Genomic DNA, 20933 nt, shown 5'->3' on the forward strand with positions numbered 1-20933 from the left:
CCCACGTACTTGCCGCGGCACCGCCGGAGTGATGAAGTCCCGCGTGAAACCAGTGAGTTGCGGCGCCCTTTGGGGGAGATGTGACGCGGAGCAGCAGGTGGGAGCGGGCAGGAATCCGGTGGGGAGCGGGCGCGCTGGCCGCGTTGGGTGTCGCGGCGGGCACCCTCGCCGGCGCCTCGGGCGCCACCGCGGACGGCGGTCTGCCGCTGGACAACGTCGAGCAGCTGGCCCAGGGAGTGCAGTACGGGCAGTTCACGGTGACCGCCTCCCACGGCACCGTCCACGGCCACGTGATCTCCGTCGACCTGCGCGACCCGCACGGCCGGGTCGACCTGCTGACGCCCGGCGCGGTCGCGGCCCGCGGCGCGGTCTCCGCGCTCGCCGACGCCCGACAGGCGGTCGGCGCGGTCAACGGCGACTTCTTCAACATCACCGAGGACCAGCACCCCGGCGTCGCCCCCACCGGCTCCTCGGACGGTCCGGAGATCGGCTCCGGCCGCGACCTGAAGGCCGCCGTGCCCGACGCCCAGCGCTTCGGCCCCGCCATGCCGCCCGGCGAGACCACCCACGACGTCCTCGGCGTCGGCGTGGACCGCCGGGCCCGCCTGGACCGGCTGGACCTGGAGGGCGACGTCCGCACCCCGCAGGGCACGTACCCGCTCGGCGGCTACAACCAGTACGCCCTGCCGCAGGGCGGCATCGGCGCCTACACCGCCGGCTGGGGCACCGTCTCCCGCCAGCGCGCCGTGTGCGGCTCGGACACCTCGCGCGGCGCCGGATGCAGCACCGACACGTACGAGGTCGCGGTGAGCCACGGCCGGGTCCAGTCCGTCGCGGACACCCCCGGCGCGGGGCCCATCGCACCCGGCACCACCGTGCTGCTCGGCCGCGACGCCGGCGCGGACAGCCTGCGCGCCCTCCACGTCGGCGACCACGTCGGGGTCGGCGAGGGCCTGGCGGCGGCCGGGACGCACATCCCGTACGCGTTCGCCGTCGGCGGCTTCCCGATCCTGCGGGACGGCCTGCCGCTGGCCGGCCTCGACGCCAAGACCGCCGCGACCCGCACCGCCGCGGGCTTCGGCGACGACGGCCACAGCCTGTACCTGCTGGCGCTCGACGGCAGCGCCGAGTCCAACGCGGGCCTGAGCATCGCCGAACTGGCCACCGTCATGCAGCAGTTGGGCGCCGACAACGCGGTGAACCTGGACGGCGGCGGCTCCACCACACTGGTCACCCGGGGTCCGGACGACCCGGCCGCGGTCGTCCGCAACCACCCCTCGGGTGGCGCCGAGCGCCCGGTGGCCAACGCGATCGGGGTCTTCTCCACCGCCCCCTGACCGCCGCCCGCCCGAACCCGATCACCCCTGACCGCGCCCCACCGACACCCGTCGCCCCTGACCGCCGCGCGCGGCGGCGGCCGGCACGAGGCACGTCACCGCCGGTGCCGCGCCGTGCCGATCCGCCCGGCCCGCCCGGCACCGGACGGCGGCGCCCCGCACCGCCCGGCGCCGCCCTGCCCGGCCCGCGTCCGGCCCCTCGGCCGGCGGGCCGGGCATTCCCGCTCCATCGCCGCGTTCGGACCGTTCACGGACAACCCACAGCCAATGCACCGCCTGGTCAGCCCGGTCGGCGGCGGCCCTGCCGCCGCGCGCGTCGTCGGATATCGTGCTGGCGCAGAACGGGTTCAGATCGGGGGATGATCGAAGGGGACCGCTTTGACCGCTGTCTGGGGACGGGCGCAGCAGCAGGACTTCCGCAGCCGCGTCCGCGGATGCCTGCTCGGCGGGGCGATCGGCGACGCCCTGGGCGCGGGCGTGGAGTTCGAGTCGCTGGAGGCCGTGCAGGCCGCCCACGGTCCGGACGGCGTCACCGACTACGTGCCCGCCTACGGCCGGCGCGGCGCGATCACCGATGACACGCAGATGACGCTGTTCACCGTCGAGGGCCTGATCAGGGCCCAGGTCCGGCGGGACACCGGCGCCTGGCACCCGCCGACGGACATCCACCGCGCCTACCTGCGCTGGGCGGCCACCCAGACCGAGTGGGGCCCGGACGAGCGCCGCACGGACAGCGGCTGGCTGGCCCGCGAGGAGTGGCTCTACGCGCGGCGCGCACCCGGCGGCGCCTGCCTGAGCGGCCTCGCCGACGACACGATGGGCACGCTCGAGACGCCGAAGAACCCCGGCTCCAAGGGCTGCGGGACGGTCATGCGGTCGGCGCCGTTCGGGCTGCTCGTCGGCTGGGAACCGCAACTGGTCTTCCAGCTGGCGGTGGAGTGCGCGGCCCAGACCCACGGCCACCCCACCGGCCAGCTCGCGGCGGGCGCGTTCGCCGTCATCGTGCACGGCCTGGCCCGCGGCGAGGCGCTCGACGGCTCGGTGCAGCACGCGCTCGCGCTGCTCGGGGCCCGCCCCGGCCACCAGGAGACCACCGACGCGCTGCAGAGCGCGCTGGGCGCGGTCCGGCAGGGCCTGCCGACACCGCAGCGGGTGGAGGCGCTCGGCGAGGGCTGGACGGCGGAGGAGGCGCTGGCGATCGGCGTGTACTGCGCGCTGGTCGCCGAGGACGTGCGGCATGGCCTGCTGCTCGCGGTCAACCACTCCGGCGACAGCGACTCCACCGGCTCCATCTGCGGCAACCTGCTGGGCGTCCAGCACGGCGAGACGGCGCTGCCGCCGGCGTGGATCGCGGAGCTGGAGGGCCGGGCGACGATCCTCCAACTGGCCGACGACTTCGCGATGGAGATGACGCAGGCCCCCGCCCTGCACGGCCCCTCGGGCGCCAGCCCGGCCTGGCTGGACCGCTACCCGGCCTCCTGAACGGCCGTTGCTGAACGGCCTTTGGTGAACGGCCTTTCCTGGACGGCCCCTCGGAGCGGTGCCTCCTCTGGCGCCTCCCGGGCGGACTCCCGCGGGTCCCGCCGTCACACGCCCACCGCACCGTGCACGGCGCGCGGTGTCCGGCGCCCGTTCCCAGAGAGGCGTGGCGCCCGGCGCCCGTTGCGCAGCGTTCTCGGCCCGGGCCGAGAACGCCGGCGGCGACCGCAGGCGACTCGCAGCCACCTCCGGCCGCCGCGGCGGCATTTCCGGCCGGACCGGTCGAAGGACCTCAGTCGCCCACCGTGGTCGACCCCAGCACCGAGTCGCCGGCCGCGGCCGGCTCCGGCAGCGCCACCGACTCCCCGTCCGGGCCGTCGCCGTTGACCTTCGCCAGGATCGCGTCGCGCTCCGGGGTGTCCTCCGGCTTGATGTAGCCGATGACGATGTAGAGGAAGAGCGAGATCGCCACCGGCACCGAGATCTGGTACTCCAGGTTGACCCCGCCCGAGACCGCGTCGTTGATCGGGTAGTTGAGCAGGTAGAACGCCAGCAGGCCCATCGCCCAGCTGACCAGGGCCGCGGTCGGGCCGGACCGGCGGAACCGCGGGATGAGGCCGAGCAGGAACGGGATGGCGATCGGGCCGACGAGTCCGGCCACCCACTTGATGACGATGGTGATGATGTCCTTGAACGTCGGCGAGTTGACCTGCGTGGCCACCGTCATCGACAGGCCCAGGAACAGCAGCGTGCACACGCGGGCCGCGATCAGGCCGATGCGGGTGCTCCATTCGCGGGCCCTGCGGGACACCGCGGGCGCGATGTCGCGCGTGACGACGGCGGAGATCGCGTTGGCGTCCGAGGAGCACATGGCCATGGTGTGCGAGAAGAAGCCGACCACCACCAGGCCCAGCAGGCCGTGCGGCAGCAACCGTTCGGTCAGCAGCGCGTAGGAGTCGGACGCGTCGGGCTTCTTCGCGTGCACCAGCAGCGGCGAGATCCACATCGGGAAGAACAGCACCAGCGGCCAGACGAACCACAGCGCGGCCGACAGCGTGGCACTGCGCTGCGCCTGCTTCGCCGAACCCGTCGCCATGTAGCGCTGGGCCTGGTTCCACATGCCGCCGTTGTACTCGAAGGTCTTGATGAACAGGTACGCCACCAGGAAGATCGCCGTGTACGGGCCCGCCGTCGGGTGGTTGTGGTGGTGCAGTGCCGGCTCGTCCCACACGTTCCACAGGGAGCTGATGCCGCCCAGCTTGGCCAGGGCGGCGATGAGCATCGCCAGGCCGGCCACCAACTGGATGGCGAACTGGCCGAGTTCGGTGAGCGCGTCCGCCCACAGGCCGCCGACGGTGCAGTAGACCGCGGTGATCGCGCCGGTGATGACGATGCCCTGGGTGATGGTCACACCTGTGAACACCGACAACAGGGTCGCGATGGCCGCCCACTTGGCGCCGACGTCCACGATCTTCAGCAGCACGCCGGACCACGCCAGCGCCTGCTGCGTGGGCAGGTTGTAGCGGTCCTTGAGGTATTCGAGCGGCGACGCCACGTGCAGCCGCGAGCGCATCCGGTTCAGCCGCGGCGCGAACAGCTTGGCGCCCAGGGCTACTCCGATGGCGATGGGGAAGGCCCAGGTGAAGTAGGACGTGACGCCGTATGTGTAGGAGATGCCCGCGTACCCGGTGAACAGCACGGCGCTGTAGCCCGACATGTGGTGCGAGATGCCGGACAGCCACCACGGCATCCTGCCGCCGGCGGTGAAGTAGTCGCCGACGCTGTCGACGCGCTTGTGAGACCAGACGCCGATCGCCACCATCACGCCGAAGTACGCGATGAGCACAGCCCAGTCGAGACCATTCATGTCCCCTCCAGGGGGTCCGCCTTGTGAACGAGAGCGCACTTCGCTGCGACGCTCCGTCGGGCGGTCGCCCCCGTGCGGGAGTGGGGACTTCCGGGGATTGAACCCCGGTCCAGGGTGCCGGTCAAGGGTCCATGTGTTCAAGAGTCTGAACCGAGATCAGGCGGCCGAACGATTTTGCTTCGTCTTTACTTACCTTGGCATTGTGATGACCCTGATCGCGAACCCACGATGAGCGGGCACTTCGCTGGACGTCCGGGCACGCGCACGCGTGCCTTCCGCACCACGGGCAACAGCCGTACGGGATGCGGGTCCCGTACGGCCGGGGAAGGAGGTGGGTCAGCGCGTCAGCGGAACGCCTTCGCGAGGCGCGTCAGCCCCTCGGCGATCTCCCGCGGGGTGTGCGTCGTGAAGGACATGCGCAGCGTCGCCGCGTCGGGGGCCGCGGCGAAGAACGGCGCGCCGGGCACGAAGGCGACGTCATGCGTGATCGCCCGGCGCAGCACCGCGGTCGCATCGTGACCGTCGGGCAGCCGCACCCACACGAACATGCCGCCTTCGGGGCGGTTCCATCCGCTGCCCTCCGGCAGCGCGTCCGGCAGCCCGGCGAGCAGCGCGTCGCGCCGGGCCCGGTACTCGGCCCGCACGCGGTCCAGGTGCGCGTCCAGATCGCAGTCCGCCAAGTAGCGGGCCGCGGCGGCCTGATCGACGGTCGAGGTGTGCAGATCGGCCGCCTGCTTGGCGATCACGCAGGCACGCAGCAACCCGGCGGGAGCGCGCAGCCAGCCCAGCCGCATCCCCGGCGCCATCACCTTGGAGAAACTGCCCAGCAGCACCGTGCGGTCGGCGGCCTCCTCCAGCGAGGCGATCCACGGCTGGAAGTCGCCCTCGAACCTCAACTCCCCGTAGGGGTCGTCCTCGGCGATCCACAGCCCGTGCCGCGCGGCGATCCCGGCGATGGCCCGGCGCCGCTCCCGCGGCAGCGTACGGCCGGTCGGATTCTGGAAGTTGGGCACCAGGTAGAGCAGCTTCGGGCGCTCCCGCAGGACCAGCTCCTCCAGCGCGTCCGGGAGCACCCCGTCCGCGTCGGTCGGCACCGGCAGGACCCGAGCGCCCGCGAAACCGAAGCACTGCAGGGCCGCCAGATACGTGGGGTCCTCCACCAGCACCGCGTCACCGGGCTCCAGCAGCACCGTCGCCAGCAGCGCCAGGCCCTGCTGCGAACCGCCCGTCACCAGAAGGCCGGTGGCCTCCGTGGCCAGCCCGCGGCCCGTCAACCGGCCCGCCACCGCGGCCCGCAGCGCCGGGTCGCCCTCCGTCGTGGAGTACTGCAGCACCCGCTGGGGCTGCTCCGCGAGCACCCGGTCGTACGCCGCCCGGATGCCCTCGCCGTCGAACAGCTCGGGAGCCGGCAGCCCCCCGGCGAACGAGATGACCTCCGGCCGCGCGGTCAGCGCGAGGATCTCCCGTACCGCCGAGGCGCCCACATCGCGGGCGGCCAGGCGGGGCGGAAGGGCGGCGGCGGTCGTCATGCCACCGCAGCCTACGAGGAATCGTTGCCGTGTCCAGCTACTTTCCAGGATGCGGGCAACCGCCCGGCCGCGAGGGGCCTTTCCGTGCGGTTCCCACCTCGCGTGCGCATGCGCAGAGCCCCCTCGGCAAGGACGGCGGCCGGTCGAGAGGGCTCTGCGGAGGTGCGGTTCACGGCCCGGTCGGGCCCGTGAACGGAGTGTGCGGCCCGCGGATCAGCGCAGGTCGAACGCGCCGCCGTCCACGTCGGTGACGAACGACGCCCAGGCGTCCGGGGAAAAGGTCAGGACCGGTCCCTGCGGGTCCTTGGAGTCGCGGACCACCACGGCCTCCACGGCCGGGGACTTCACCTCCACGCAGGCGCCGTTGCCGGTCGATCGCGAGGACTTGATCCATGCGGGGGTGCTGCCCAGTGTGATAGCCATCTCTGCTCCGGTCTGTGCTGGTGACGGCGGCGCGGCAGACGCCTTTGCGCCATTGACTGAACGCCAACGACGCTACTCGCCAACATCACCGGCCGCCGGGTCTCTTCACCCGACTGGATGGCATATTCCCTTCACCACTTCCCAGTCGGGCACGCGGAGGTGTACGGTGCCGCGCCCGTTCCGGGGAGCCGCTTCGATGACCCCCCGCAACTCACCTAGGCGTAGCGCTGGTTGGCCTCGTCGATGAAGGTACGGGACAGCTCCGCGCTCAGCGCCTGGGCCCGAAGGTGCTCGTACATGACGCTGTACGCCTGCACGTCGGTGTCCTTCTCCAGGTAGAGGTCGCTGTTCACGCCCTCCAGGTACACCACCGTCGCGTCGGTGGCGTCGGTGAACTCCAGCACCGCGAACTGCCCGCTCAGACCCGGGTGCGCGCCCGCCTCGAACGGCAGCACCTGCACCGTGACGTGCGGCAGGTGGCTCAGCCGCACGAGATGCGTCAACTGCTCCCGCATCGTGGCGTTGTCGCCGACCTTGCGGCACAGGGCGGCCTCGTCGATCACCGCCCACATCCGCAGCGGCGTCTCGTCGTCGGTGATCCGCTCCTGGCGGCGCATCCGCACGTTGACCCGCTTGTCGACCTGCTCGGACGTGGCCTCCGGGAGGTTGCCCGCGATCACCGCCGACGCGTACGCCGGGGTCTGCAACAGGCCCGGCACCACCTGCGGTTCGAAGACGCGCAGGCTCGCCGCCTCCGTCTCCAGCCCGATGTAGACGCTGTACGGGATGTCACCGAACGCGTGCCACCAGCCCTGCTGGCGCGACTCCTTGGCCATCTGCATCAGCGAGTCGACGATCCTGACGTCCTCGACGCCGTACACCCCGCACAGGTCCCGCACGTCGCGCTGGCTGATGCTGCGCCGCCCGTTCTCCAGACGGCTGATCTTCGACTGCGAGACGAGCAGGCGGGCCGCCACCTCCTCGGCCGTCATGCCCTTCTGCTCGCGGAGCTTGCGCAGCTCCGAACCGAGCCGGCGGCGCCTGACGGTGGGGTTGACGTTGGCGACCACTGGGACTGCACCTCCACGCAGAACGTACTGATGGTCAGCAGCCTGCCACTACCGGTCATCGCCGCGCTGGCGAATGAGCGGAACAAGCTTGCCCGTGCCCGTCCATTTCCTGTCCGGGCGCCCGTTTGCCGCCCGGACGGCGCGACATGGGGCGGATCGGCACTTGCGCGGAGAGCAAGGAGAGCGCGAAGAGCAAGGAGAGCGCGGATGGGTGCGGACGGTTCCGGACGGGGCGGACCGGGTGTGCGCGGACCGGCGCGGGGCCGGAAAGCGCGACGCGCGGTCCGCCGGCGTCCTGAGTGGTCAGAACGCCGACGGCCCGCGCGTCGCAGCGGCTCCCGGAAGGGTCTTCACCGCGGACGGCCGTCCGGCCGCGAGGCGGGCGGCGGCGGTGTCCGGTCCCTGCCGGCGGACACCGCGGCCGTCCTGTGTTCGAGGTGGTACGTGCAGTGCGAGGTGGTGCCAGGTGGTGCCCGGTGCGAAGTCCCGTCGCGTACGGAACGCGAGGGAACGCGCCGGAATCCGGTGGAACCAGCCGTACCTGATACGACGTGATGGAACGTGTGGAACCAGGAGCGCCGCGGACCGCGCTGCCGTGCAGCGAGCCTGCGGGGCGTGCCGTGCGGCCGTACGTGGCGATCAGTGTGCGGTGCTGCCGTTCAGCGAGCGCCTGCCCGGGCCATCGTGCTGTGCCCCGCCGGGCGCTGCGCCTGGGCCGGCGGCCGTTTCGGCTGCGCCGCCACCCCGTTCTGCACGTCCATCACGGCGTGCGCGACGAGGCCGCCCATCGGGTCGTACCGGATCAGGTCACGCAGGCGCGATCGCGACGACCGGCCCTCGTTCCCCGGGTAGAGGTGCTTGCCGAGCCCCACCGAGTGGGCGAGCGCGGCGAGCGCCGCGGTCCGCGGGTCCGGCGGTACACCGGTGCGGATCGCCGAGTCGAGCCGAGCCCTGATCTCCCGGCTGACCGCGCTGTCGGTCGCCTGGTACCGGGTGGTCGGCAGCACCCCGCACATCTGGCCCGGCACGGCGTGCACCATGCCGCACCGCTCCAAGTGCGCGAGATACGTCTGGCGCAGCCCCAGGCGGGGCCCGCCGATCCAGTGGACGGCGCGCACCGGGCTGCCGCGTCGGCGCAGCAGTTCGAGCGCGGAGTCCAGAGTCGGATCTCCAGTCGGCCGTGGGTGCACCACGGCGATACGATCCCCGTCAGGGGCTATCCGTCCGGCCAGGGCGAGCTCGACGAGCTGCGCCCCGGCGAGGCCGAGGTCGAGCGACTGAGGCTGCGCCGTTGTCCCCGTGGCCGGGTCCAAAGCGAGCAGCAGCAGCTCTTCCGGAATTGTTCTGCGGCTCTTGCCCATCCATGCCTCCCCGCGTGGATGAATGACAGGGTGACGCCTCTCACACCGGCCTGTCGAGAGCGCCTTGGCCATATCGGCGGGAACCGGGTGGTATGTCGTTCTCGTCTACGGGGCGGTGGGGTGTCGCGGTCGGCCTTCGGCCCAGTCGCGGGACACTTGCCGGTATCGGCGAGCAGGGCACGGGCGTCATCCGACGACGCCCTTCGCGATGTGTGCATGACTGATGACAATCTGTGGAGGAGGTCTGCGTGGCGGGCGAGTCCCCCGGCAAGAAGCAGGACGAGGAGACATCGGGGGAGGTCACCGACCGCGTGGCCGCGGATCCGAGGCTGGCGGTGTTCCGTACCGCCACGGGGACGCGTGAGGTGCGTGAGGCACGGCTGACCTCCGACATCCGCGAGGAGCGCACCGCTCCCGCGACGGTCGGCGCGGCGTCCGCTTCCGCCGCCGCGTCCCGGACCCCGACGGACGGCGCCGCCTCCGACGTGCGCCCGCGATCGGGCCCGGCGTCCACTTCCCCGTCGACGGGGAATACGGCGAACGACGTAGCTTCCGTCGAGTCCCCAGCCGCGGCTTCCGCACCTTCGGACCCCCCCGCCCCACGCGCCGCGGCCTCCCGGCCCGTGAAAACGGAACCGAATCGTGATGCGGCAGTTGAGGTGGAGGGGGCTGACGAGCCTCCTGAGGCTGCTGGTGCGGACGAGGCCGGGCCCGGCGGCGAGGACGCTGGCGACGCCACCCCTGTGGCCGAGTCGCCCTCCCGATCGGGCGCCGACCAGCCGGCTGACGCTGCCGGCATCGCTCCCGAGGACGCGCCGGACGTGGACGCCGCGAAGGCGGCCTCCGAGGCCGCGCCCAAGGGGTCGAGCGCCAACCCCGCACCTGAGGAGGCGGAGCCGAAGCCCGCGCCCAAGGACGCGGGGGAGAAGGCGTCACCTGAGGACGCGGAGGGGAAGCCGGCGCCTAAGGACGCGGGGCCCAAGGCCGTGCTCAAGGACATCCCCACCACGCAGCTCAAGGTGGGCACCGACGTGCCCAGGACGGCCCCCAAGGACGCGAAGCCCGCACCTAAGGAGGCGGAGCCGAAGCCCGCACCTAAGGAGGCGGAGAAGCCAGCACCCAAGGGTGCCGAGCCGAAGACCGCACCCAAGGACAAGGAGCAGGGCGAGGCCGACTCCAAGGGCGGGCCGGTCGTGCGTCCGCTGGTGTCGGACCTGTACGGCGGGCTGACCGGTGAGAGCGGCGCCGTGGCGTTCGGTGCGCCCGGCACGCCCACCAAGGCCCGGTCGGTGCCGCCGGCGCCGTCCGCGCCGCCCGGGAAGGCGCCGCTGCCGGCTGCCGTGCCCGAGGGGGACAAGGGCGCCGCCAAGGATGCCGAGGACGGCAAGGCCGAGTCCCTGGGTCCGCAGGGCACCCGGACCATGCCGGTGCCGCCGAAGCCGGACAAGGACCCGATGAAGCTCCTCGCGGAGCTGACCAACACCCCGCCACCGCGGCAGACGGCCCTGCGTACCGTCGCGCGGCGCTTCAAGATCTGGACGCCGCTGGCCGTCCTCCTCGTGCTGGCCTTCGTCCTGGTGCAGGCGCTGCGCCCGCTGCCGTCGCCGTCGCTGGTGTCGACCGTGGCCGCGACGTACCGCTTCGGCGGCACCCCGCTGCCGCAGTCGATGCCGTGGCCCACCCAGGGCCAGTCGGTGGTCGAGGTGGAGGGCCTGGGCTCGCTGGGTGTGCACGGCGCCCAGACGCCGGTGCCGATCGCGAGCGTCACCAAGGTGATGACGGCCTTCGTGATCCTGCGCGACCACCCGCTCAGCGGGAAGCAGAACGGCCCGGTGATCCCGGTCGACGCGCAGGCCGCGCAGGAGTCCGGATCCACGGAGGAGTCGACCGCGAAGGTCAAGCTGGGCCAGAAGTTCACCGAACGCCAGATGCTGCAGTTGCTGCTCATCCCGTCCGGCAACAACATCGCCCGCCTGCTGGCCCGCTGGGATGCCGGCACCCAGGAGGCGTTCGTCGCCAAGATGCAGAACACGGCGACCAGCCTCGGCATGACCCGCACCACGTACACCGGGGCGAGCGGCTTCGAGTCCACGACGCAGAGCACCGCGGTCGACCAGTTGAAGCTGGCCCGCGAGGTCATGAAGAACGACGTGTTCCGCTCGGTCGTGGCGTTGCCCAACGTCGACATCCCCGGCGTCGGCACGATCTACAACAACAACAACGACCTGGTGAACCTGGGCGTCGTGGGCGTGAAGACCGGGTCGAGCACCCCGGCCGGCGGCGCGCTGATGTGGGCCGCGCACAAGACGGTCGAGGGCAAGCAGCAGCTCGTGCTCGGCGTGGTGCTGCAGCAGCGTGGCGGCGTCACCGTCAGCGACAGCCTGAACGTCGCGCTCCAGCGCAGCCAGGCCCTGATCAACTCCGTGCAGGGCGGCATGACGTCGGCGACGATAGTGAAGAAGGGCGAGGTCGTCGGCGAGGTCGACGACGGGCTCGGCGGCAGGACGCCCGTGGTGGCGGCCTCCGACCTGAAGGCGATCGGCTGGCCCGGGATGACCGCGGGCCTCACGCTCACCGCGGAGGACGGCGGGCTCCCGCACGACGCCAAGGCCGGCACCCAGGTCGGCACGATCGGCTTCGGCACGGGCACGGCCCGCACCACGGTGCCGGTGGTCCTCCAGACCGACCTGCACGCGCCGTCGTTCGGCAAGAAGCTGACCCGCCTGGGCTGACGCCCCGGCCGCAGTCCGCACCCGGGCCGCCCGCCTCCTCGATCTCCGAGGGCGGCGGGCGGCCCGGTTCTTACCCGTGGTCGTTCACGCCGACGCCAGTTCGCGTTCCAGGGGTGTGCGGAAACGCGGTGTGACCCGTACGCCCCCGAGCCGGGCGGTCAGTTCGGCGGCGGCCGTGTCGACGGCCTTCGCGGCGGCCGCGCCACGGTCGGACAGCTGCCGCCACACCACGGTGCCGTCGGCCTGCTGGCCCCAGCCGCCGATCACCTCGCCGCCCCACCACACGGTGGGCCCGACGTTGCCGGTCCGGTCGAACAGCGCGTCGCGGTGCTCCCGGGGCAGGTACCAGTCCCGGTCCTGCCACCCCATCGGCGCCGGGTCCAGGGCGGGCAGCAGGGCGGCGGCGGGCGTCGGCGGCTCGGTCGCGGCGGCGTCGCCGGGCAGCACGTAGCCGGTGGCGTCGCCCGCGCCCGTGGTGAGCCGCACCGCCTCGGCGCCCAGGGCCGCCAGCGCCTTCCTGACGGCGGTGAGCGGCCAGCCGGTCCACCACTTCAGGTCGGCCTCCGTCCCGGGCCCGTACGCGCCGAGCCAGGCCCGTACGACGGCCGCGCGGGCGGCCTCCGCGGGCCGGTCCTCCAGGGGCTGCGCGGGCGCCCAGCGGAACTGGCTGCTCGTCCACGTCCCGGCGGGCCGGCGCCGCTCGATGCGGTTCTCCGCGGCCATGGTGCGGATCACGCGGCTCGCCACGTTCTGCGTCGCCTCGTAGGGCTTGCCGCGGGCGACCACCACCTGCTCGCGCAACTGCGGCACCAGACGCGACAGCTGGGCCCCGCTGAGCTCCCCGCCGCCGGTCAGCGCCGCCGTGACCGCGTCCTCGGCGGCGGCGAGCCACTTCTCGTCCCAGCCGCCGCCCTCCGCGAGGAACGCGAGCAGCTTCTTCCGCTCGTTGGCGGCGATGGGGCGCCCGGCGGCCGCGTACACGTCCGGTGCGAAGGCGCGGGTGACGACGAACATGGTGCGGCGCATCGCCAGCATCCGCGCCAGGGGCGCCCCCGGCCCGTACAGGGCCTCCTCGACGGCCTGTACGGCCCTCTCCGGGGCTGCGAGCCTCGCGCCGACCGAGAGGAACACCGTGGCCGGATCGGTGGCGTGCAGCGCCACCAGAGCCTCCGCCACCTCCTGTGCATCGCCCGCACCCCGCGCGAGCAGCCGGTGCGCCGCGCGCGCGGTCCGCTCCTGAGCCGTGACCTGCCACTGAGCCGCCATCCCCCCATCCTCACACCGGCGCACGCGCCGCGACCCGGACATCGGGCAACGGCGCGCCGGTCAGGCGGACTTCACCGCGGCAGCGGCCGGAACCCGCGCAGCCGCAAGCTGTTGCCGACCACGAAGACCGACGAGAACGCCATCGCCGCGCCCGCGATCATCGGGTTGAGCAGGCCGGCGGCGGCCAGCGGGATCGCCGCCGTGTTGTAGGCGAAGGCCCAGAACAGGTTCGCCTTGATGGTGCCGAGCGTCCTGCGGGACAGCCGGATCGCGTCGGCGGCGACCGTCAGGTCCCCGCGCACCAGCGTCAGGTCGCCGGCCTCGATGGCCGCGTCGGTGCCCGTCCCCATCGCCAGGCCCAGGTCGGCCTGGGCGAGGGCGGCCGCGTCGTTGACGCCGTCGCCGACCATGGCGACCGTGCGGCCCTCCTCCTGCAGCCGGCGCACGACCGCGACCTTGTCCTCGGGCAGCACCTCCGCGTGCACGTCGCCGGCCGCGATGCCCACCTGGGCCGCGACGGACGCGGCGACCGCCGCGTTGTCGCCCGTCAGCAGCACCGGGCGCAGGCCGAGCGCGCGCAGCCGGCGCACCGCCTCCGCGCTGGTGGGCTTCACCCGGTCCGCGACCGTGAGCACCGCGCGCGCCGCGCCGTCCCAGCCGACGGCGACGGCGGTCGCACCGCGCTCCTCGGCCTCGGCCCGCGCCCTCGCCAGGGAGGGCGGCAGGGCCATTCCGGCGTCCTCCAGCAGCCGCACCCGCCCGGCCAGCACCAGGTGCCCGTCGACGGTGCCGCGCACGCCCAGCCCCGGCAGGTTCGCGAAGTCCGCCGCCACCGGCGGCAGCCCGCCCACCGCGTCGGCCGCGCCCGCGGCGATCGCCCGCGCCACAGGGTGCTCGGAGGCGTTCTCCAGTGCGCCCGCCAGCCGCAGGACCTCGTGCTCGGACACGCCGTCGACGGCGTGCACGCCGGTCAGCGCCATCGCTCCTGTGGTGACCGTGCCGGTCTTGTCCAGCACCACGGTGTCGACGGCCCGCGTCGACTCCAGCACCTCGGGGCCCTTGATGAGGATGCCGAGCTGCGCGCCGCGTCCGGTGCCGACCATCAGGGCGGTGGGTGTGGCCAGTCCCAGCGCGCAGGGGCACGCGATGATGAGCACCGCGACGGCCGCGGTGAAGGCGGCCGTCGGGCCCTCGCCGAGCGCCAGCCACACGCCGAGCGTGCCCAGTGCGAGGGCGATCACGACCGGCACGAACACGGCCGAGATCCGGTCGGCGAGGCGCTGCGCCGCCGCCTTGCCGTTCTGGGCGTCGGCCACCAGCCGGGCCATCCGTGCGAGTTGCGTGTCGGCGCCGATCTTGACGGCCTCGACGACGATGCGTCCTCCGGCGTTGACCGTCGCACCCGTCACCGTCGACCCCGGTCCGACCTCGACCGGGACGGACTCACCCGTCAGCATCGAGGCGTCGACCGCGGACCCGCCCTCGCGCACCACGCCGTCAGTGGCGATCTTCTCGCCCGGGCGCACCACGAAGCGGTCGCCGACCGCCAGTTCGGCCACCGGCACGCGCACTTCGCGCACGCCGTGGCCGTCCTCGCGCAGCACGGCCACGTCCTTGGCGCCGAGTTCCATCAGCGCCCGCAGCGCGGCGCCCGCACGGCGCTTGGCCCGCGCCTCGAAGTAGCGCCCCGCCAGGATGAACGCGGTGACGCCCGCCGCCGCCTCGAGATAGATCTGCCCGCCGCCGTCACCACGGGAGACGGCGAAGCTGAACGGGTGCTTCATCCCGGCCATCCCCGCGGTGCCGAAGAACAGCGCCCACAACGACCAGCCGAAGGCGGCGAGGGTGCCGACCGACACCAGGGTGTCCATGGTGGCCGCGCCGTGCCGGGCGTTGATCCACGCGGCGCGGTGGAACGGCCAGGCGGCGTAGACGACGACCGGGGAGGCCAGCGTCAGCGCCAGCCACTGCCAGTCGGTGAACTGCAGCCCCGGGACCATCGACAGGACGACGACGGGCACCGCCAGGACCACGGCGGTCGTCAACCGCTGGCGCAGCGTCACCAGTTCCGGGTCCTCGGCGCGGTCACCGGACCCGGCAGGCGAGGCCTCGGCGCCGGGTGACGGCGGCGGGGGAGCGGGCGGCGCGGGCTGGGCGGCGGTGTATCCGGTCGCCTCGACCGTCGCGATGAGATCGGCCACCGCGACGCCGGCCGCGTCGTCGAACGCCACCTTCGCCTTCTCCGTGGCGTAGTTGACGGTGGCGGAGACGCCGTCCATCCGGTTGAGCTTCTTCTCGATCCGGGCCGCGCACGACGCGCACGTCATGCCGCCGATCTCCAGCTCGACCTGCTGCCGCTGCCGCTGCGCCGTCCCGCCGTCGTTCCCCGCTGTCGTCGCCACGTCCGTTCGCCTGCTCCCCTGATCCCTCGTGTCGTACTCATGCGCTCATGTGCTGGTGGGCTCGTGCGCTCGTCGGCCCGCACGGTCACCGGATCGGGTGAGCGTCCGTCCGGTCATCCCGTCGGACCATCCGCTCGGCTCGTCACCCGGTCGTGTGCCCTCCCCGGCGTGCGCACCACCCCTCGGTGCGTCCGCGGCGCGTCCTCAGGCGCGGCCGACGAGCTCGTAACCGGCCTCGTCGACGGCGGCGCGGATCGCGTCGTCCTCCAGCGGCGCCTCGGAGGCGACGGTCACCAGCCCCGTCTTCGCCACGGCCGTCACCGAGGTGACGCCGGGAATCGCGGTGACCTCCTTGGTGACCGCGGACTCGCAGTGACCGCAGCTCATCCCGGAAACGGAGTAGACGGCCTCGCTCATGGTGCGCTCCTCATGCGTGTGTCGTACGGCGCGCCGCACAGGCGCGGTGCGAAGCCGGTCCCCGAAGGCGGTGTCCGGCCCTTCGTCTCCACCATATACCCCCTAGGGGTATCGCGTGAAAATTCCGTGACAGGGCGGCCACGCCGTGGTCCGGCCGTCACTCGTCCGCCGCGAGCCGGTCCAGCAGGCCGGCGGCCAGCCGCAGCAGCTGGCGCTCGGTGTCGTTCAGCTCGGTCTCCATGCGCGCGCGCAGCCATGCGTCCCGGTGTTCCACGTCGCGCGCCATGGCCTCGAAGCCGCTCTGCGTCAGCTCGATCCGGTACTGACGGCCGTCGTCGGCGTCCCGCACCCGCGTCACCAGGCCGTCGTGCTCCAGCGCTGCCAGCGTTCTCGTCAGCGACTGCGGCTGGACGTGCAGTGCGGCCGCCATGGCGCCGGGGCTGCTCGGGCCCTCGCGGTAGAGCTGCGCCAGGGCTCCGAGCCTGCCCGTGGGCAGCGAGTCCGGCAGGCGCTCGGAGCGCATCCGGCGGCCGAGCCGGTTGACGGCACGGCGGAGCACCGACGCGGGGTCGTCGGGAGGGGGAGGAAACATGCCTGCCATTTTCTCAGCTCTGCGTATTATCTAGAGGTCTGGTCTTCGGGGTGACGAGGGTGACATCCCCCATCAGATGGCATTCTTGTGTGACGGTCGACGCGGACAGCCACTCGTTCGAGGTGCAAAGTCCTACGCCTGACGTAGAGATTGTCTGATGAGTCCAGTGAGGTGTCACAGGGTGACGGTACGTACGATCGTCCGACTGCGAATGATCGATCCTGGCGGCGTGCAGTGGCGGGTCGCCGTACGCACGGTCATCGCCGCGGTCGCCGCGCTCCTGCTGACCGACGCGGTCGTCCGATCCGCTCGTCTGCCCGGCGGCATGGTCGTGATCGCGACCGTGCTCGCCGTCCTGCTCTCCCGCTCGCTGCACGCGACCAGCCTCCCGCACCGGCTGTCGGCCCTCGTCTACGTCCCCGCGATCGGCATCGCCGCCGCCTTCACCGGACGGTTCATGCTCGGCCACGCCGTGCTCGGCGCCGCGGCCTTCGTCGCCGCCGTCGCCGCGTCCCGCTACCTGATGCGCTTCGGCGGCACGGTCCGCCGGCTCGGCCGGCTCGCCCTGACCCCGCTCGTGTCCGTCCTCGTCGTGCCGGTGCCGCCGAGCGCTGCGCGCGCCACCGGCCCGATGTGGGGCGGCGTCGCCGGACTGGTCGCCGTCGTCTGCGTCGTCACCGTGACCGCGGTACTGCCGACCCGGCCCGCCCGGGAGGCCGCGGCCGCCGCCCGCGACGTCCTGCGCGCCGCCACCCGCCTGCGGGCGCTGCCCGTCGACGCACCCGGTCGGGTGCGTGCCCGCGCCGTACGGGACCTGCACCGCGCCGCCCTCACCGTCGAGGACCGGATGGCCGCGGCCCGCCTCCCCGAGGGCGCCGATCACGGCCCGCTGGACGCGCTGTCCGCCGCCGTCCTGCGCGTCGAGGTCCTCGCGGCGGACACCGGTACCGCGCGCGGCGACCGAGCCACGGGCGCACCCCTCGGCGACGACGTCCCGGCACCCGGCGCCGACCGCTGGACCGCCGCACTCGCCGCCGTCCGCACCCACGCCGCCGCCGTCCGCGCGACCCCCGCCCGTGAGTGGCCGGCGGCCGACCCGCCCGCCGCCCGCCGAAGCGCCCGCGGATGGCGCGACCCGCAGCCGCAGACCCGCCTGACCGCCCAGCTCGCCGCGGCGATGGCGGCCGCGTTCGCCGTCGGCCACCTGGCCTTCCCGCACCGCTGGACCTGGACCGTCATCACCGCGTTCGTGGTGTGCAGCGCGGCCCGCAGCCGCGGTGACGTCGTGCACCGCAGCGGCCTGCGCGTCGCGGGTGCGTTCACCGGCGCGATCATCGGAACGCTCGTCGCACACCTGGTGGCCGGTGAGGCGCCGCTGGCCGTCGTCGTCATCCTCGGCTTCCTGCTCGCCGGGGTGTGGCTGCGCGATGTCACCTACGCCGCCTGGGCGTTCTGCGTCACCAGCATGCTCGCCGTCCTCTACACGATGGACGGCGAGCGAGGCGCCGCCCTGCTCGTCCAGCGTCCCGAGGGCATCCTGCTCGGCTCGGCGTGCGGCATCGCGGCGGCCTGCTTCGTGCTGCCGCTGCGCACCGAGACCGTGCTGCGCGGCCGCGCGGCACGCGCGCTGCACGTGCTCCAGGACCTGCTCGGCGCCGCCCGTGCCGACGAGCCGCAGCCCGCGGAGATCCGGCGGCTGGCCCGCGCCTTCGACCGCGCCACCCGCGACCTCACCCAGGCCGCCGCGCCCGCCCGCGCCCACCGCTCCCTGATCCACCGCTCCCTGTCCCACCGCCTCCGCACCCGCGTGCCTGCCGCCCTGGACCAGCCCCTGCCCCTCCTCGCCCCCGCAGCGGATCCCGCCACCGGGCCCGCATCCGGCGACGGCCGGAGTCCCGGCTCCGGGTCCGGCTCCGGCAAGGGCGCCGACCGCCGGGGACTCCTCGCCCGCGTCCCACGCCCGCGAGCGGCCCGCCAGGCCGCGCCGGCGAACGATCGCGCCACGCACGCCGCCGACTGGGCCGACGCGCTCGCCTCCTGCGCGCCCGCCATCCGGGCCATCGCCGCCGGCGACACCGCCGAGCTCGTCGCGTCACGGCCCCAACTGGGCCTGGCCGCGCTCAACACCGGGCAGGTGCGGCGCCGGCTCGGCCACCGGCCCGACGCCGAGCCCCCGCGCCGGGCACGTGGTGGCCCCCCGCACCTGGTGCGCCTGAACGCCGCACTGGCCGACCTCTACGACCGACTCCCCGGCGACGGCCCCGTGCGGCAGCCGCCCGCTCCCGCCACCGCCCCCGCGGCAGGCTGAGCCCGGCCCGGCCTACCCGCGCCGCCGCACCCCCTGCCACCGCTGAGATCTTCCGCACTCCGCCCGGGGCCCCCGGTTCCGCCCGGCGGCCGGGGCCCTACCCTGGACGCGTCGGCGCGTACCGCTCCCGCGGACGCGACCAGCCCGTTCACCAGGAGGCGGCACCGTGCTGCGCACCATGTTCAAGTCCAAGATCCACCGGGCCACCGTGACCCAGGCGGATCTGCACTATGTGGGCTCCGTGACCATCGACGCCGACCTGATGGACGCCGCCGACCTGCTGCCCGGCGAACTCGTCCACATCGTCGACGTCACCAACGGCGCACGCCTGGAGACGTACGTCATCGAAGGGGAGCGCGGCTCCGGCGTGATCGGCATCAACGGCGCCGCCGCGCATCTGGTCCACCCCGGCGACCTCGTCATCCTGATCAGCTACGCGCAGGTCGACAACGCCGAGGCGCGGGCTCTCCGCCCGGCCGTCGTGCACGTCGACGCCGACAACCGCATCGTGGCGCTCGGCAACGACACCGCCGAGCCGGCCCCCGGCTCGGACTCCGTCCGCCCGCCGCACGCGGCCCCCCCGGTCCCCGCGCAGGTCTGACCCCCTCCCGCGCCACCGCCCCACCACGTGGGTCCGCCCCGTCAAGGGCCGCCGCGAACCGGTCGGGCGGTCCGGGCGGGTCACTCGGAGGTGCCGGCCACAGGGGTCGCAGGGCCGCTGGGCCGCATGGGGTACAGGGATCACAAGGCAGCGGGCCCTAGAGACCACGAGGTCGCGGAGGTCGCGCGGGCCGTGCGGCTCAGGCCGCGGCCGACGGCCTCCGCCGGCCCGGCTCACTCATCTCTTCAAGCAGCGGTGACCACGGCCGACCCGTTGACAGGTCCGGACACCGGTCGTATCTCCAGACGGACGCCGCGCACGGCCGCCGTCCATTCGGCGCGCAGCCGTGCCAGCTCCCCCAGCTCCTCCGGCGTCCACGGCCGGTCGCCGTGCTCCTGCACGTAAGCGCGCAGGACCGCGTTCGCCGAGTGGGCCGCGTCCATCGCGCTGACGGGCTCCTCGGCGTTCGTCTGATCGAGACTTCCCCCAAACATGTGAACCACCCTAGGGCGCACCACTGACAATCCCGAATCCGTTTCACCACGGCGTGTGGCCGCCCCTGCACGCGCCGGTACCGCCCGGACCTGCGAAGACCAGCGGACGCCCGACGGCTGTCGGTGCGGCCTGCCATGCTGGATGTGAGGGAGGACACAGCGTCCGAATCCGGCACAACCCCACCAGAGCGCTCCTCCCCGACGGTTCCCGCACAGCTCATGGAGGACGGCACCATGCTCACCACCGACTACGTGCCCGGCGCCCCCGACTGGGTCGACCTGGGCAGTCGTGACACGGACGCCGCAGCCGACTTCTACAAGGCCCTGTTCGGCTGGGAGTTCCAGTCGGCCGGCCCGGAGGCCGGCGGCTACGGCATGTTCCAGCTGGGCGGGAAGACGGTCGCCGCCCTCGGCCCGCTGCAGGACGAGAAGGCCACCCCCGCCTGGACGGTGTACTTCGAGACGGCCGACGCCGACGCCACCACCAAGGCGGTCGAACAGGCGGGCGGCACCGTCCGGTTCCCGCCCATGGACGTCTTCGACCAGGGCCGTCTGGCCGGCTACACCGACCCCACCGGCGCCGACTTCGCCGTGTGGCAGCCCGGCACCAACAAGGGCCTGGAGAGGGTCGGCGAGGGCGCCCTGTGCTGGACCGAGCTCTACACGCCCGACGCCGAAGGGGCCAAGGCGTTCTACCAGAAGGTCTTCGCCTGGGACTCCATGGGCATGCCGCTTCCCGACGGCGCCGGCACATACCACGTGGTCTCCCGCACCGGCGGCGGCCAGGAGGGCTCCCACGGCGGCATCATGCAGCTCGGTGCCGACCTGCTTCCCGACGGCAGCCCCTACTGGCAGCCGTACTTCGCGGTCGCCGACTGCGACGCGGTGGTGGCGACGGCCACCGGGAAGGGCGCCACGGTCCTGATGCCCGCCACCGACATGCAGGGCGTCGGACGCATCGCGCTCCTCCGTGACCCGGAGGGCGCGTTCTTCGCGCTGCTCAGCCCCGAACCGCCCGCCGGATCCGGCTCCTGACGGAGCGCCGGCCGAGGAAC

General features: G+C 73.5%; 16 protein-coding genes. 6 read left to right on the forward strand and 10 right to left on the reverse strand.

From position 1 onward, the window contains the following. The first annotated feature begins 80 nt into the window (after window positions 1–80). Both BMW99_RS01010 and BMW99_RS01015 read left to right on the forward strand, forming a co-directional pair. A complete protein-coding gene (locus tag BMW99_RS01010) occupies window positions 81–1337 on the forward strand; it encodes a phosphodiester glycosidase family protein (protein WP_245791118.1) in 1257 nt (418 codons plus the stop codon). 378 nt (window positions 1338–1715) lie between these two features. Continuing rightward, on the forward strand, window positions 1716–2819 hold the full coding sequence (locus tag BMW99_RS01015) for an ADP-ribosylglycohydrolase family protein (RefSeq protein ID WP_069463317.1): 1104 nt from the start codon (window positions 1716–1718) through the stop codon (window positions 2817–2819). Window positions 2820–3108: 289 nt separating this feature from the next. Here the strand turns inward: BMW99_RS01015 and BMW99_RS01020 are convergent, their stop codons facing one another. The 5 genes from BMW99_RS01020 to BMW99_RS01040 all read right to left on the reverse strand — a co-directional run bounded on the left by BMW99_RS01020 (window position 3109) and on the right by BMW99_RS01040 (window position 9066). Beyond that, window positions 3109–4683, reverse strand: coding sequence for a sodium:solute symporter family protein (locus BMW99_RS01020; RefSeq protein WP_069463318.1), 1575 nt, complete (start codon window positions 4681–4683; stop codon window positions 3109–3111). Window positions 4684–5027: 344 nt separating this feature from the next. Beyond that, a complete protein-coding gene (locus tag BMW99_RS01025) occupies window positions 5028–6212 on the reverse strand; it encodes an aminotransferase-like domain-containing protein (protein WP_069463319.1) in 1185 nt (394 codons plus the stop codon). A 213-nt stretch (window positions 6213–6425) separates the two neighbouring features. Continuing rightward, window positions 6426–6635, reverse strand: coding sequence for a DUF397 domain-containing protein (locus BMW99_RS01030; protein ID WP_069463320.1), 210 nt, complete (start codon window positions 6633–6635; stop codon window positions 6426–6428). Window positions 6636–6850: 215 nt separating this feature from the next. After that, window positions 6851–7705 carry a helix-turn-helix domain-containing protein gene (locus tag BMW99_RS01035; RefSeq protein ID WP_069463321.1) on the reverse strand — a complete coding sequence of 285 codons (855 nt, stop codon included), beginning with the start codon at window positions 7703–7705 and terminating at the stop codon, window positions 6851–6853. A 659-nt stretch (window positions 7706–8364) separates the two neighbouring features. Then, on the reverse strand, window positions 8365–9066 hold the full coding sequence (locus tag BMW99_RS01040; RefSeq protein ID WP_069463322.1) for a GOLPH3/VPS74 family protein: 702 nt from the start codon (window positions 9064–9066) through the stop codon (window positions 8365–8367). 821 nt (window positions 9067–9887) lie between these two features. Here BMW99_RS01040 and BMW99_RS01045 point away from each other — a divergent pair. Next, a complete protein-coding gene (locus tag BMW99_RS01045) occupies window positions 9888–11798 on the forward strand; it encodes a D-alanyl-D-alanine carboxypeptidase family protein (RefSeq protein WP_245791119.1) in 1911 nt (636 codons plus the stop codon). Window positions 11799–11882: 84 nt separating this feature from the next. Here BMW99_RS01045 and BMW99_RS01050 read toward each other — a convergent pair whose 3' ends face one another. The 4 genes from BMW99_RS01050 to BMW99_RS01065 form a co-directional block, all read right to left on the reverse strand. Next, the gene (locus BMW99_RS01050) at window positions 11883–13064 is read right to left on the reverse strand and encodes a winged helix DNA-binding domain-containing protein (protein ID WP_075016053.1); all 1182 of its coding nucleotides are present in this window, start codon (window positions 13062–13064) and stop codon (window positions 11883–11885) included. Between the two features lie 71 nt (window positions 13065–13135). Further along, window positions 13136–15391, reverse strand: a complete 2256-nt coding sequence (locus BMW99_RS01055; protein WP_075016098.1) for a heavy metal translocating P-type ATPase — start codon at window positions 15389–15391, stop codon at window positions 13136–13138. Between the two features lie 279 nt (window positions 15392–15670). Next, the gene (locus BMW99_RS01060; RefSeq protein WP_075016054.1) at window positions 15671–15883 is read right to left on the reverse strand and encodes a heavy-metal-associated domain-containing protein; all 213 of its coding nucleotides are present in this window, start codon (window positions 15881–15883) and stop codon (window positions 15671–15673) included. Window positions 15884–16040: 157 nt separating this feature from the next. After that, window positions 16041–16475, reverse strand: a complete 435-nt coding sequence (locus tag BMW99_RS01065) for a MarR family winged helix-turn-helix transcriptional regulator (RefSeq protein WP_069467555.1) — start codon at window positions 16473–16475, stop codon at window positions 16041–16043. 211 nt (window positions 16476–16686) lie between these two features. On the opposite strand from BMW99_RS01065, the gene BMW99_RS42600 reads away from it, so the two are divergent. Together BMW99_RS42600 and panD are read left to right on the forward strand one after the other, a co-directional pair. Further along, a complete protein-coding gene (locus tag BMW99_RS42600; protein WP_075016055.1) occupies window positions 16687–18783 on the forward strand; it encodes an FUSC family protein in 2097 nt (698 codons plus the stop codon). A 166-nt stretch (window positions 18784–18949) separates the two neighbouring features. After that, the gene (gene panD, locus BMW99_RS01075) at window positions 18950–19384 is read left to right on the forward strand and encodes an aspartate 1-decarboxylase (protein ID WP_075016056.1); all 435 of its coding nucleotides are present in this window, start codon (window positions 18950–18952) and stop codon (window positions 19382–19384) included. Between the two features lie 245 nt (window positions 19385–19629). Here panD and BMW99_RS01080 read toward each other — a convergent pair whose 3' ends face one another. Next, the gene (locus BMW99_RS01080) at window positions 19630–19878 is read right to left on the reverse strand and encodes a hypothetical protein (protein WP_141726667.1); all 249 of its coding nucleotides are present in this window, start codon (window positions 19876–19878) and stop codon (window positions 19630–19632) included. Between the two features lie 234 nt (window positions 19879–20112). Between BMW99_RS01080 and BMW99_RS01085 the strand changes: the two genes are divergently transcribed. After that, window positions 20113–20913, forward strand: coding sequence for a VOC family protein (locus BMW99_RS01085; RefSeq protein ID WP_075016099.1), 801 nt, complete (start codon window positions 20113–20115; stop codon window positions 20911–20913). Window positions 20914–20933: the final 20 nt, after the last annotated feature.

It is taken from the genome of Actinacidiphila rubida, from assembly GCF_900110255.1.
Taxonomy (GTDB): Bacteria; Actinomycetota; Actinomycetes; order Streptomycetales; family Streptomycetaceae; genus Actinacidiphila; species Actinacidiphila rubida.